Source organism: Turicimonas muris, assembly GCF_002221595.1.
GTDB classification, from domain to species: Bacteria; Pseudomonadota; Gammaproteobacteria; order Burkholderiales; family Burkholderiaceae_F; genus Turicimonas; species Turicimonas muris.
Genome location: NZ_NHMP01000007.1, coordinates 1 through 12,536 on the forward strand (window position 1 = coordinate 1; position 12,536 = coordinate 12,536).

Sequence of the window (12,536 nt, forward strand, 5' to 3'; positions counted from 1 at the left end):
TTTGCTATCTGCTTCTTTCAGCCTGTACATCACTGCACACACCTTGCAGATTCGCTAGCTCTTCCCACTAGCGGGCGAGCTCGGGACTTTCACCCTTTAGATTGCACTCATGCCGAGCACACAAAAATCCTCCCACTAAGGAGGACTTGATAAAACAATAGAATTAATTATTTCAAAACAGTAGGAAGCTTGTAATCATACTCAGGTTTCAATATTTCTAATGTGTAGAGTTTCTTCAAAGCATCATAATAAGCAAGTTCTTCACCCATAGAGTCGGCTTGAGCTAACTCTTCTTTGATTCTCTGAAAGTCTTGGTCATCCTTAGGAGCGCTTTTACTAGATTCAACATAAGAGATAACGTAATCTTCGTGGTTCATAGCTCCAGTATAGGCAGGGAGATTCTTAACAGGAATAGCCATCTCTGCCGAAATCAAATCCTGAGACTGACCCAAAGAATTGACCCGGGATACCGTAATAGTTTTTCCAAAGCCTGCGAGATTGGATTTGTTTTGGAGTTCTTTTAATTTTTCTTCGCCGGCTTGACGTGCTAATTCGGTTGCAGCGGAGAGTTCAAGAGAATCTTTGATTTCATTCTTAACTTCGCTCAGAGGACGAATATGCTCAGGATTTTCTTTAACAACTCTCGCGGAGACGATTGTATTACTGTTGATTTCTACAGCAGAAATATTTCTCTTATCTGCAATTGAGTCTGGCTGGAAGAGTTCAGCAATTACTCTCTTATTAATATCGGGAGTATTTAGGGAAGGATCCAAGAAACCGTTTTCCGTCAGTCCGGGAGCCTTATGAAGACTTAAGCCAAACTTTTCAACTACGGGCTGCAAAGATTCGCTCTGTTCGTAAACCATATTAGAGAACGTATCGGCATTTTCAGCAAACACATTATGTCTCTGCTGATTTTGCCAGGTAGTCAAAATTTCAGGTTCAACTTCCTCGAACGGCTTAATAGAGGCAGGACGAACGTCTGTCACTTCAATGATATGGTAACCGAATTCAGATTTAACAGGTCCGACGATGTCGCCTTTCTTTGCTGAGAATACTGCATTTTCAAATTCAGGGACCATCATGCCTTTAGTGAAAAAGTCTAAATCACCACCGTTTCGAGCGCTTCCCGGATCAGCAGAATTTTCTTTTGCTACTTCAGCAAAGGATGCCGGATTTGCTTTAACTTCAGCATAGAGTTTTTCCGCTTTAGCCTTAGCTTCTGCATCTGCCTTAGCCGCATCTTTTTCATTTTCGTCTGCAACGATCAAAATATGAGAAGCGCGGCGGGTTTCTTCCTGGCTGAACTTGCTCTTATTCTGTTCGTAATATTGTTTGAGGACTTCTTGTGACGGTTTATCTTGAACTTTGATAGTTTCCGGAGAGAACACTACGTATTCAATGTCCAAAGTTTGCGGGACTCGGAACATTTCTTTGTTATCGTCATAGAACTTCTGAATCTGCTCTTCAGTAATCTTAACGTCCTTTCTATAAGCGTCCGGAGAGAACACCAAAGTTCTGACCTCTCTTTCTTCCCGCAAAGCTGCATTTAAGAATTCAGCAGTTTTAGCAGGAACGATTACAGTTCTTGAAACAGCATTAATAACGAGGTCTTTGGCCAAATCTCTTCTTAATTCGTAAACGAATTGTTCGTCGCTCTTGCCAGTTGCTGCTAAATAATTTTGGTAAAGTTCAGGGCTGAATTTCCCATCTTTCTGGAAAGCTTTAGCATTTTTAATAAAGTTGATAGCTTCTTGTTCAGAAATATTGATGTAATGATGTTGAAGCAAAGCGTTAACGGCTTTTTCGGTAGTCAAGTTATAAAGAATTGCTGCATTTGCTTCCGGAGTGTCAAACAATGAAGAATCCACCGAACCACCCTGTTGGACTCGGATTCTTTCAATATGATTGCGCTTAGCAGCATCAAATTCTTCAGGCTGGATCCCTTTGCCGTCAACTTTAGCGATTGCGTTTGCGTCAGGATTCAGACGGCTGTATCCGTTAATACCAATAAATACAAACGCCGGGATGATAAGAATCATCGCTAAGAGCATCAACCATCTTTTTTGATTTCTAAAAGATTGGAACATCTAGTCCTCTTCCTTTCAGGTACGTTTAAAAAATTCTTTTGATTATCCTCTATTTTGCGATTATTAACCACGAGCACACATCGAAAAATGTCGATTTTAGAAAGCGTTGAGTGATTCATATTGCATTTGTGAGCAGTCCTTTTCTTTGTTACTTTTTGAATAACTTTTCCAATGCACAACAACCATTTGAAAATTCAATAATTTTTTGAAAACCAGAAAAATTTAGAATTGTTTTTGAAATTTAACTTGCATGATTTCAAAAAGCCTGTACAATGCGCTTCTCTCACGAAACGAAGCAAACAAAAATTCGTTTCGACAGAGAGGAGTGGTAGTTCAGTTGGTTAGAATATCGGCCTGTCACGCCGAGGGTCGCGGGTTCGAGTCCCGTCCACTCCGCCAAAATTTTGGTCCGAATTTATGAATAAGTTCGGACCTTTTCATTTTTCCTTTGTTTGTTCTTTTAATCTGATTTTTACCCCCTCCCCTTTTTTTTTAAGAATGAAAACTTCCATGTCCTGCAAATCCCAAAATCCAACAAATCTGAAAAAATTTGGGACTGGACTTGCAGTATTTCAAAAAGTCTGTACAATGCGCTTCTCTCACGAAACGAAGCAAACAAAAATTCGTTTCGACAGAGAGGAGTGGTAGTTCAGTTGGTTAGAATATCGGCCTGTCACGCCGAGGGTCGCGGGTTCGAGTCCCGTCCACTCCGCCAGAATTTTATATAACTTATTGAATATAAATCGTTAGTTTTAATCTGTGTACCATTTTGTGTACCGGACGCGAAAATTTAAGGCAAGGTTTGATTCCTGCCTTTTCTCTTTAATGGTTCCTGTTGTAGCCTAAAGACCTGCTCCTAGATTACAAAACAAGAGGAGCGGGAGTTTTGACTTCCACTCTTTTAGCAGTTCCCTACATCGTTTCAGCCATTCTTGCCAATAAATAGTAACCCACTTCTCTCTCTGCCTAGTGGGAGAACGAAATGATGCTGTTCAGTTCATCGATAATTCTGGGCAAATTCAGCGGATTTTTCTTAGATTGTTCCTACCGTCTTTGGACAACCAGGCGCATGCACTGGGACAGATGCCTTCCTTCTCTGTGTATTTTCTCAAAATCGAGAGATTGTCTCCTTGTTGTTTTCCGTCTCTCTCAAAGAATACATAACTACTTGATTTTTAACGTTACCAATCGTTTACCCTTAATACTTTTTACTGGCTTATTTATCTGGCTAAGAATAAACCGCTTATGTTACGAATTGTTAAGAAATTCTCAATAAGTAACACGACCTCAAAACTTTCAGGAAGAAAAAATGAGTAAAACATCACGGAATTGGATCATAGTCTTAGGACTAGAACTGATCGTCTGGATCTGTCCTACCCCCGAAGGCTTGACTCCTATGGCATGGCATCTGTTTGCCATCTTTATAGCAACCATCGCTGGATTTATCCTGCAGCCTATTTCCATGGGTGCGGTTGCTTTCTTAGCTCTCACATTCTGTGCGGTAACCGGCGTTCTTAAGACCGGCGAAGCATTGATGGGTTTCGGCAACGGCACCATCTGGTTGATCGTCTGCGCCTTCTTCCTTTCCAGAGGCTTTATCAAGACCGGCTTTGGAAAGAGAATCGCTTTCGTCATCATTAAATACATTGGCCGCTCCTCTCTCTCTTTGGGCTATTCCATCGCTCTTTCAGAACTGGTTATCTCTCCGGCTATGCCTTCGGCGACAGCACGCGGAGGCGGTGTGTTTTATCCGATCGTTCAGTCCTTAAGCAACGCTTTCGGCTCCTCCCCGGGACCGACAGCCGGTAAAATCGGTAAGTACTTGATGCAAGTCGGTTATCACACAGACGCCGTCACTTGTATGATGTTCTTGACATCTATGGCCGGCAACCCCTTGTGCGTAGGATTAGCTGAAAGCACTTTAGGCGTAGAAGTCACTTGGATGGGTTGGGCTGTTGCCGCAATTGTCCCGGGCTTGATTTCTTTGTTCCTAGTACCTTTGGTCATGCTCAAGCTCTCTCCTCCGGAACTTAAAGCGATGCCTGACGCTCATAATTTGGCCGTTAAAGAACTCGAAAATATGGGTCCAATGACTCTCCAAGAAAAGGTTTTGGCATTTGTTTTCGTTCTTTGCCTTATCCTGTGGGCAACCGGAAGCTGGACAAAGCTGGGCGCAACACCTGTCGCTATGCTTGCTGTGTCTATTATGCTGGTCTTCAAAGTTTTAGATTGGAAAGACATCCTTTCTGAAAAAGGCGCATGGGACGCAATGTTCTGGATGGGCGGCTTGGTAGCATTAGCAACCGCATTAGCAAAATCCGGATTTATTGCTTGGATCGCTAAGATTATCGGCACAGCAATCGCTGCTGCAAATCTTGGCTGGATTGCTTCCTTTATCGCTATCACCCTTATTTACACATACTCTCACTATTGCTTCGCGTCCGTTACAACTCGTATTTCCGCCATGTATGCAGCATTCATCGCTGTTGCTGCAGCCTGCGGTGTTCCGGGTTTGTTAGTCGCTTTGGCATTCGGCTTCTTCGCCAACTGCCCGATTTCTCTTACTCACTACGGTAACGGTTGCGGCCCTGTTTACTTCGGTGCCGGTTATGTCTCTCAGAGCGAATGGTGGAGAAACGGTTTCGTAATTTGCACTATCAACGTTGTGATTTGGCTCACAATTGGTATGGCTTGGTGGAAGGTCATCGGTTTATACTAATTTCAAATTACCCAACCTAGGTTAAAATAAGGCGTCCGAACGGGCGCCTTATTTTTAGCCATGAGATTTATTACGCTTCTTTTATTATTTGTCCTAGCCTGTCTGAATACGGGCTGCACTGTCATTGGAGTCGCCTCCACAGGACTTTCTATCGGAACGCCAAAGCATGGTTGGTTTCCTTCCGATTCGCCCTATATAAAAGATGAAGAAATAAAGCCGACTCCGGCCCCCCTTAACCTTTCTCTCTCAACCAGATATATTATTCAAGGGGTAGACGCCGATGGTGAAGGAATAATGGAAGAATCCGTGTCTATGTTCTTTGAAGACAACTTTAAAAACCAGATAACCCAGTTTTTAGAAAGAAATAATTTTGCTCTTATTAACGATCGAGGATTAGACGGAGAAATATACGTTGAAGCCTCTAATACAATGGAAAATTTAGGCATGCGCTTCTTGCCATATATCGGCGCTATCCGGCTAACAGAAAGAAAGGTTGGAAAACTTCGGGTAACCTTCAGGAATAAAAACGGTGAGGAAGTGACCTCGCGAATCGTTGAAGGCGATGTTTATGTCCAGTCAGGTTTGTTCGCTGACTCCCCAAGCAGCCCTGAAAAAGTTGAACCTTTCGAAGTTCCGCGTTTGGACTACACCATAAAAGGCGAATCCGTTGCCCTGGATAAACTTAACGAACAACTTCTTAAAAGAGCCCTTTTCAAGATTCAAGAATCCGTCAACTTAAACGCATTCTTCAACGAACCGGGAACACCTTATCTCATCACAAAAACACAAAAGAAAACATCGTCAGAAAAACCGGACATCCTTGAAGAAGTTGTAATCTTGGAAACTCAAAAAGAAATGCCGGGCGACAAAACCCGGCAAGCTGATACTGTCAACTAATTATTGAAATTTATAGTGGTGCTGAGACTGGCCCGAATAAATTCCTAGCATTGGAGCCGGACCGTTTTCAATTCCGACTAAAGCCAAAACCGTCAGCAAAGCAAGCTGCGGACCCTCGAAAGAGCGATAAGGTTCGTACCATTCGTTTAACGAGTGACTAAGCCCTTCTCGGCCGCCTGTACCGAGCGTCGTTGACGGAATACCCATTGACATGGGTACGTTTTGATCGGTAGAAGCGCTGGTATAGTTAGTCAGTTCGATGCCAAGAGCTTCCATTGCCGCTCCTGCAGCCTGTAGAACTGAACTTGAGTCATCCTGCATACCTGCCGGACGATGACCGAGAGGAGTTACTTTGCATTTAACCTTCAGCTCCTCTTGAGTAATGCCCCACCTCTGGTTTTCTAATTCAGCACCTTCCGAGAAAAGAGGAAGAACTGAATCAACCAAGCTGTAGAGAGTTTCATTGTCAGTACTTCTCAAATCAATTTCGCATTCAGCGTGTTCAGCTATCGAGTTGACGGATGTACCGCCTTTCATTGTGCCGATCGTAAATGTAGTACGCGGACTGTCGGGAACTTCTAATTCCGCAAGAAGACTTCCTGCTCTGCAAAGGGCTTGGGTAGCACTTGGACATTGACCGAAGTTCAAATAGCTGTGACCTCCGGGGCCCGTGAATTCGATTTTGTATCTCTTGGAGCCTGTTGATCCCCATAAAAGTCGTCCAGGGTCAGCTGAATCCAGAGCCAACATTCCGTCAATATGAATTCCGGAAGTATAGAAAAGTCTTTTTACTCCTCGGAGATCTCCTTCAGCCTCTTCTCCCACGGTAGCTACGAAGAGAATATCTCCCTGCGTCTTGATATTGTTGCTCACCAAGCAGCGAATAACTTGCAGCATACTGGCCAGACCACGTGTGTCATCAGAAATTCCAGGAGCATAAAGACGTCCTTCTTTTCTTCTAACCTTAATTTCTACTTCTTCTCCAAAAACTGTATCTAAGTGGGCAGTAATGACGCAGACAGGTGCTTCAGAGCAACTCCCTTTATAGCGGGCAATTACGTTTCCTACAGGATCCATTTCCGCTTCGAGTCCGTATGCACGCATTTTTTCTTTGATTAGTTCTCCCCTTTGGAGTTCTTTCATCGGAGGGGCGGGAACCTCGCAGATCTCAATTTGTTCTTCAATGGCATAAGGTTCTTGGAGTTTAGCCATCTCCAAGGCTTTTTGTACGGATTCAGTCCCGTAAATAGCTCTCACTACCTTTTGGGAGTGTTCCGAGACGTTCAGCATCCTATCTCTGTCTTGCATAATCTTTTCCATCAAATCTGTCCTTGGATTATTTGCGGCGCATCAAAATAACGTAAACACCGTCTTCTAAATTCGAAGAGATAAATTCATGTCCGGTCTGCTGAGCAAACTGCTTTAAATCAATCTCTGCATGAGGATCTGTCGCTAATATTCTCAGAACTTCACCGGATAGCATTTTTGCCAAAGCTTTTTTCGTCTTTAACATCGGCATCGGGCATTTTGTACCTTTTGTGTCTATTTCAGAATTCACAGTCAAATCTTCCATATCTCACTTCCTTGAATGCCATTTAATTGGTTCTTATGTCAGATTTTACTTCTCAAGAACTCGAGAAATGATTTTTAGGTCAAATTTCCACCAAGATCTTTTTTTTTTTGAAAATCCAACAGTAAACTCAATAATTCAGTTTATTTATAACAATATTTACGTTTTTAGAAAGTTAGAAATGTCCGATAGAAGTAATTGGGGTTCAAAACTCGGCTTTATTCTTGCAGCTACCGGTTCGGCGGTAGGTTTGGGCGCCATATGGAAGTTCCCATATATGGTTGGTGCAAATGGAGGAAGTGCTTTCCTACTTCCTTTCATTCTTATGGTCTTTACCATGGGAGTAGTTCTGATTTTGGCAGAGTTCATTATCGGACGTGCAGGAAGAGGGAGCGTTGTCACCAGCTTCAAAAGAATTGCCGGTCCTCTTTGGGCACCTTTAGGTTTCATAGGCGTCTTTTGCGCCTTCTTAATCATGACCTACTACAGCAACGTAGGAGGCTGGTGCTTAACTTATCTATTCGAATCCGTCATGGGAAAAGCCGCATCTACTGATTTGGCTCTCCTGGAAAAGACTTTCACTGACACGGTCAGCACGCCTTTGTCTGCCATTATTTATCAAACCTTATTCTTGGCTATTACCGCCGGCATTTTGATCTTCGGCGTCAATAAAGGTATTGAAAGAATTTCAAAGATTCTCATGCCATTGCTCTTCGTGCTCATGATCATTCTTATTGTCAAAGGTTTGACTCTTCCGGGCGCAACGGAGGGGCTTAAGTTCCTTTTTGCTCCTCGCTGGGATCAGGTAACAGCCAACTCCTTGCTGAATGCAATGGGTTTTACTTTCTTCTCATTGTCTTTGGGCATGGGCATTATGATTACCTACGGCTCTTACATCAGTCATAAAGAAGACCTTCCCTCATCTGCCATTTGGGTTGCCTTCCTTGCCTTGGTATCAGCATTGCTCGCAGGTTTAATGGTTATTCCGCCAGTATTAGCTTTCGGATTAAATCCAAGTGCAGGTCCCGGACTTACTTTCATTACCATGCCTGCAGTCTTTGCAAATTTTCCCTTCCCTAATTTCTTTGCATTTTGCTTCTACGGCTGTTTGTTCGTGGCCGCTCTTACTTCAATGATCTCCTTATTTGAAGTACCTTTGGCATATCTCATGGATGAATGGCACTTAAAACGCAAATCTGCAGCAATTCTTTTATTTGTCTCTCTAACTATCTGCAGCATTCCTTGTGCGCTTGCAATGGGTCCGTGGTCAGATATTAAGATTTTCGGGAAAAATTTCTTTGACTTCGCCGATTTTGTCGCTTGCAACATCCTCATGCCTGTTTCTGCTTTGTTTGTCATTGCAATTACCGGCTGGTTCTTCTTCGACAAATCAAAATATGAAGTCAATTTAACTAAAGAGCGCAACGAAACATGGATGAAGGTTTTCCGATTCCTTTTGGCTTTCGTAGCACCTTGTTTTATCGCAGTCATTGCGGTCTTCAACTTAATGTAGGAGTTTTTCAGAATGTCTTCGCAACCCTCTAACTCTTGGACCGGCAAATTAGGCTTTGTTCTAGCCAGCGTTGGTGCTGCCGTAGGTCTGGGAGCCATCTGGAAATTCCCGTACATGGCCGGGGCTGAGGGAGGCGCAGCATTTTTGCTTCCTTATGTCATTCTTTCCTTTACCTTGGCCTTAGGTCTTCTCTTAGCGGAAATTACGCTGGGTAAAGCCGGCAAAGGAGGCATAGTCACTGCTTACCGCAACCTTGGCGGACCTTTCTGGGCCTTTTTGGGTTACCTTGGAATCATAATCGGTTTCGTTGTTCTCTCTTTCTACTCAGTAGTCGGCGGATGGTGCCTTCTTTATTTTTACGAAGCAGTGATTGGGTTTCCGGAAGCCACTCCTGCCGCTTTAGGCGCATTGTTCGGAGAACTATCTTCTTCTCCTTACGTAGCAGTTTCAGCGCAGGTTGGGTTCCTCGCCTTAGTGGGAATTGTCGTCGGCGGCGGAATTCGTAAAGGGATTGAGCTTTGTTCCAGAATACTCATGCCTTTGCTGTTTCTCTTCATGATCGTTCTCATTGTTACGGGGCTCATGCAAGAAGGATCTTGGGAGGGAGTGAAATATCTTTTCTATCCGGATTTCAGCAAATTCAGCTTTAAAGCTCTTGTTGACGCAATGGGACTGGTATTTTTCTCTTATTCCGTCGGTGCCGGCTGCATGCTGACCTATGGAGCATACCTTGATGACAAAACAGATCTCATCAACAGCAGCTTCTGGATTATCACTTTATCCTTAATAGTTTCCTTAATGGCAGGCCTTATGATTCTTCCGGCAAACTTTGCTTTCGGAATGGATCCCACCGCAGGCCCAGGCCTAACTTTTATTACGATGCCAGCTATCTTCAGTCAGTTGCCGGGAGGACAATTCTTTGCAGTTGTTTTCTTTGCCTGCTTAATTGTTGCAGCTTTGACCTCTGCTGTTTCAATGCTGGAAATTGATATTACTTGGATGGTTCAAGAGCTTAAGATTTCCCGACCGAAGTCAGTAGTCATCTGCCTGCTCTTTATGCTCATCCTTAGTATTCCGTGTGCCCTCTCCTTCGGAGTTCTCGCGGATACAAAGTTATTTGGCAAAACTCCTTTCGATTTAGCAGACTTCTTCGTCTCTAACCTTGCCCTTCCCGTCGGCGGCATTATTTCCGCCATCTTAGCTGCTTGGTTTGCTTGGGACAAAGTACATACTCAATGGCCGACCAAAGAAGGCTATCCGGCATGGAAGAAATGGTTACGTATTCTTATCGGAGTCTTTTGTCCTGCTTTAGTGCTGGTTATTATGATCGCCGGCTTAATTTAGTAAACTTGCGGCATAACAGGTTTTGATTAAAGGAAACAAAATGTCTTTGAGCATTGAAAATCTTTTTAAAGCAAGAGATTTTGTGGATCTGAAGAATATTTCAGGTGAACACATTGAACTCACCTTTAAGAATCCAATTGTTGCCATGCTGGCCAAAGGAAAAATTCAAGAAATTGCGGAACAATGCAGCCCAGACTCAGCTTTTAACAGCTGCGAACTTAAAGGCAATGATCTCCATATTACCTACAATCCGGAACTTGTAAGCGAAAGACTTCTTTCGGAGATTTTTGTTGGTTCAGATGCTCGAGCAAAACTCGCTGCAAAGGAACTTTCTGATTACATCGCAGATAAGATGAAAGCATAATTTCCGAAAAATTATTTGAGATCCCGTGCCGAAAAGCGCGGGATTTTTTATTCGAAAGTTAACAAAAAAAATAAAAGCTAAACCATATTTTGAATGTGAGAGCGTTAACGTTCGAGCCCAGCGCTGGGAGGAAGATGAACCGTAGTTTCAACCAACTGAGCTTAACGACCTAACAGCGCACTTGCTTCCATAGTGCAGAATTCCGGATTCTTTATCGGCTCAATGACAACTTGCTGAATCCACAAAGAACCCTTTTGTTCTCGGACGAGATTAATTTTTACGCAGGGATTGTCTCGAATGGGATTATTTTCCATATCAAGCAAGTCTATATTCTTTTGAGGAAGAAGTTGTTCTGTTTGAACAATCCACTCCCCCTTAACTGTCTGATCGGGATCTGTAAGAATATTAGAGATTAAGTTTTCTGAAGCAACGGCGGTTGTAGAAATAATGGCTGTGGCTAAGAAACTGCTAATGAGTAGTTTGATTGACATTGATACCTCCAAGCCAAAGCATATATCATTTATGAGCATAGTTCTCATCTCGTCTCATTTCTTGCTTTTCTCCTATATTGAGCCTTCTTCATTAAAAATTAAGCTTCCACTAAAATAGCGTTCTAACTTAATTGAACTAAAAGAAATGACGATATCTATATTTGATATGTTTCGGGTCGGAGTAGGACCTTCATCATCTCACACCGTCGGCCCAATGAGAGCTGCCCGAAAATTTGCAAACCGTCTGGTCGAGAACGGACTTCTAGACAAAGTTCATCGGCTTCAAATCGATTTACTTGGAAGTTTAGCCGCCACCGGTATTGGCCACTCCACGGATCAGGCAGTACTTCTCGGTTTGATGTTGGAAAGCCCGTCTGAAGTAGATATTGACAGCATCCCCGCAACAATTAAATCAATTAAAGAAAATAAGATCATTAACCTTGCAAAGCAGCATAAGGTTAAATTTGATTACGACACAGATCTCGTCTTTAAACCGACCGTTGAAGATCCTTACCACACAAATACATTGTTATTTAAAGCATTCGATAAACAAGGAAATATTCTTCTGCAAGAAAAGATCTATTCCGTAGGCGGCGGTTTTATTGAAACCGAAGAAGAGGCTAAAGCAGAGAACAAAAAGTTGTCCTACACAATGGACAAGGAACCAGTATCAGTCCCCTATCCTTATTCAACTGCCAGAGAACTAATCAACTTATGCAAGAAGCACAACAAGACTATTGCTGAATTAGTTCGAGAAAATGAGCTCTCAAGAAAGAGCAATGAAGAAATCGACAAACAATTAGATTACATTGCTTCAGTTATGGACGAATGTCTGCAGAGAGGACTTAGAAACTCGGAAGTCCTTCCGGGACCGTTAAAGGTAAAGAGAAGAGCCAAGACACTTTTCGAAAAGCTTAAAAACAGCCGTCTTTCTTTAGACCAAGATCCTCTTCAAATTATCGACTGGATAAATGCTTTTGCACTTGCCGTCAGTGAAGAAAATGCAGCCGGAGGCCGTGTAGTCACTGCTCCGACAAATGGAGCAGCCGGTGTTATACCAGCTGTCTTAGCTTATTACAGAACCTTTGTTAAAGGCAGTTCTCAAGAGGGAATCAGAAACTTTCTTCTTACTGCAGGCGCCATCGGCGCTCTGTACAAAACAAATGCATCTATATCGGGCGCAGAAGTCGGATGTCAAGGAGAAATCGGTGTCGCTTGTTCAATGGCCGCAGCCGGACTTGCGGCAGCTTTAGGCGCAACAAATAACCAAATTGAAAATGCAGCAGAAATTGCTATGGAGCATCACCTTGGTCTCACGTGTGATCCTGTCGCAGGCCAAGTGCAGATTCCATGTATTGAACGTAATGCTGTCAGCGCCGTCAAAGCAGTGAACTCCGTCCGTCTTGCTGTTCAAGGTGATGGTTCTCACTATATTAGTCTTGACCAAGTCATCAAAACCATGTTAGCCACGGGCAAAGACATGAAGACAAAGTACAAAGAGACTAGTTTAGGCGGCTTAGCCGTGTGCATTGTAGAGTGTTAATGTTA

General features: G+C 43.1%; 10 protein-coding genes and 2 tRNA genes. 8 read left to right on the forward strand and 4 right to left on the reverse strand.

Going from position 1 to position 12,536, the window contains the following annotated elements; genetic code table 11:
• Positions 1 to 167: 167 nt before the first annotated feature.
• Entirely contained in the window at positions 168 to 2,090 is a 1,923-nt protein-coding gene (locus tag ADH67_RS10060) for a peptidylprolyl isomerase (RefSeq protein ID WP_066592592.1), read from the reverse strand.
• Positions 2,091 to 2,412: 322 nt separating this feature from the next.
• On the opposite strand from ADH67_RS10060, the gene ADH67_RS10065 reads away from it, so the two are divergent.
• The 4 genes from ADH67_RS10065 to ADH67_RS10080 all read left to right on the forward strand — a co-directional run bounded on the left by ADH67_RS10065 (position 2,413) and on the right by ADH67_RS10080 (position 5,706).
• Positions 2,413 to 2,489, forward strand: a tRNA-Asp gene (locus ADH67_RS10065).
• Between the two features lie 239 nt (positions 2,490 to 2,728).
• Positions 2,729 to 2,805 (forward strand) — tRNA-Asp (locus ADH67_RS10070).
• A gap of 594 nt (positions 2,806 to 3,399) precedes the next feature.
• Positions 3,400 to 4,809: a DASS family sodium-coupled anion symporter gene (locus ADH67_RS10075; RefSeq protein WP_066592594.1), complete on the forward strand. Its 1,410-nt coding sequence runs from the start codon at positions 3,400 to 3,402 to the stop codon at positions 4,807 to 4,809.
• Between the two features lie 60 nt (positions 4,810 to 4,869).
• A complete protein-coding gene (locus tag ADH67_RS10080) occupies positions 4,870 to 5,706 on the forward strand; it encodes a hypothetical protein (RefSeq protein WP_066592597.1) in 837 nt (278 codons plus the stop codon).
• Here ADH67_RS10080 and ADH67_RS10085 read toward each other — a convergent pair whose 3' ends face one another.
• Together ADH67_RS10085 and ADH67_RS10090 are read right to left on the reverse strand one after the other, a co-directional pair.
• The gene (locus ADH67_RS10085) at positions 5,707 to 7,026 is read right to left on the reverse strand and encodes a M20/M25/M40 family metallo-hydrolase (protein ID WP_236578502.1); all 1,320 of its coding nucleotides are present in this window, start codon (positions 7,024 to 7,026) and stop codon (positions 5,707 to 5,709) included.
• A 16-nt stretch (positions 7,027 to 7,042) separates the two neighbouring features.
• On the reverse strand, positions 7,043 to 7,270 hold the full coding sequence (locus ADH67_RS10090; protein ID WP_369911324.1) for a sulfurtransferase TusA family protein: 228 nt from the start codon (positions 7,268 to 7,270) through the stop codon (positions 7,043 to 7,045).
• Between the two features lie 187 nt (positions 7,271 to 7,457).
• Between ADH67_RS10090 and ADH67_RS10095 the strand changes: the two genes are divergently transcribed.
• Genes ADH67_RS10095 through ADH67_RS10105 form a run of 3 tightly spaced genes read left to right on the forward strand, consistent with a single transcriptional unit; the run spans position 7,458 to position 10,497 of the window.
• The gene (locus ADH67_RS10095; protein WP_066595754.1) at positions 7,458 to 8,789 is read left to right on the forward strand and encodes a sodium-dependent transporter; all 1,332 of its coding nucleotides are present in this window, start codon (positions 7,458 to 7,460) and stop codon (positions 8,787 to 8,789) included.
• A gap of 12 nt (positions 8,790 to 8,801) precedes the next feature.
• The gene (locus ADH67_RS10100; protein WP_066592610.1) at positions 8,802 to 10,133 is read left to right on the forward strand and encodes a sodium-dependent transporter; all 1,332 of its coding nucleotides are present in this window, start codon (positions 8,802 to 8,804) and stop codon (positions 10,131 to 10,133) included.
• 40 nt (positions 10,134 to 10,173) lie between these two features.
• The gene (locus tag ADH67_RS10105; protein ID WP_066592613.1) at positions 10,174 to 10,497 is read left to right on the forward strand and encodes a hypothetical protein; all 324 of its coding nucleotides are present in this window, start codon (positions 10,174 to 10,176) and stop codon (positions 10,495 to 10,497) included.
• 161 nt (positions 10,498 to 10,658) lie between these two features.
• Here ADH67_RS10105 and ADH67_RS10110 read toward each other — a convergent pair whose 3' ends face one another.
• On the reverse strand, positions 10,659 to 10,988 hold the full coding sequence (locus ADH67_RS10110; RefSeq protein ID WP_066592616.1) for a hypothetical protein: 330 nt from the start codon (positions 10,986 to 10,988) through the stop codon (positions 10,659 to 10,661).
• Between the two features lie 145 nt (positions 10,989 to 11,133).
• On the opposite strand from ADH67_RS10110, the gene ADH67_RS10115 reads away from it, so the two are divergent.
• Positions 11,134 to 12,531 (forward strand): L-serine ammonia-lyase, encoded by a 1,398-nt coding sequence (locus ADH67_RS10115; protein ID WP_066592617.1) that lies wholly within the window; start codon positions 11,134 to 11,136, stop codon positions 12,529 to 12,531.
• Positions 12,532 to 12,536: the final 5 nt, after the last annotated feature.

Bases quoted from the DNA above. Each gene is read 5' to 3' on its own strand.
- ADH67_RS10115 (WP_066592617.1), top strand. From the start codon at position 11,134: ATGACGATATCTATATTTGATATGTTTCGGGTCGGAGTAGGACCTTCA.
- ADH67_RS10105 (WP_066592613.1), top strand. From the start codon at position 10,174: ATGTCTTTGAGCATTGAAAATCTTTTTAAAGCAAGAGATTTTGTGGAT.
- ADH67_RS10085 (WP_236578502.1), bottom strand. From the start codon at position 7,026: ATGGAAAAGATTATGCAAGACAGAGATAGGATGCTGAACGTCTCGGAA.
- ADH67_RS10080 (WP_066592597.1), top strand. From the start codon at position 4,870: ATGAGATTTATTACGCTTCTTTTATTATTTGTCCTAGCCTGTCTGAAT.
- ADH67_RS10075 (WP_066592594.1), top strand. From the start codon at position 3,400: ATGAGTAAAACATCACGGAATTGGATCATAGTCTTAGGACTAGAACTG.
- ADH67_RS10095 (WP_066595754.1), top strand. From the start codon at position 7,458: ATGTCCGATAGAAGTAATTGGGGTTCAAAACTCGGCTTTATTCTTGCA.
- ADH67_RS10100 (WP_066592610.1), top strand. From the start codon at position 8,802: ATGTCTTCGCAACCCTCTAACTCTTGGACCGGCAAATTAGGCTTTGTT.
- ADH67_RS10060 (WP_066592592.1), bottom strand. From the start codon at position 2,090: ATGTTCCAATCTTTTAGAAATCAAAAAAGATGGTTGATGCTCTTAGCG.
- ADH67_RS10110 (WP_066592616.1), bottom strand. From the start codon at position 10,988: ATGTCAATCAAACTACTCATTAGCAGTTTCTTAGCCACAGCCATTATT.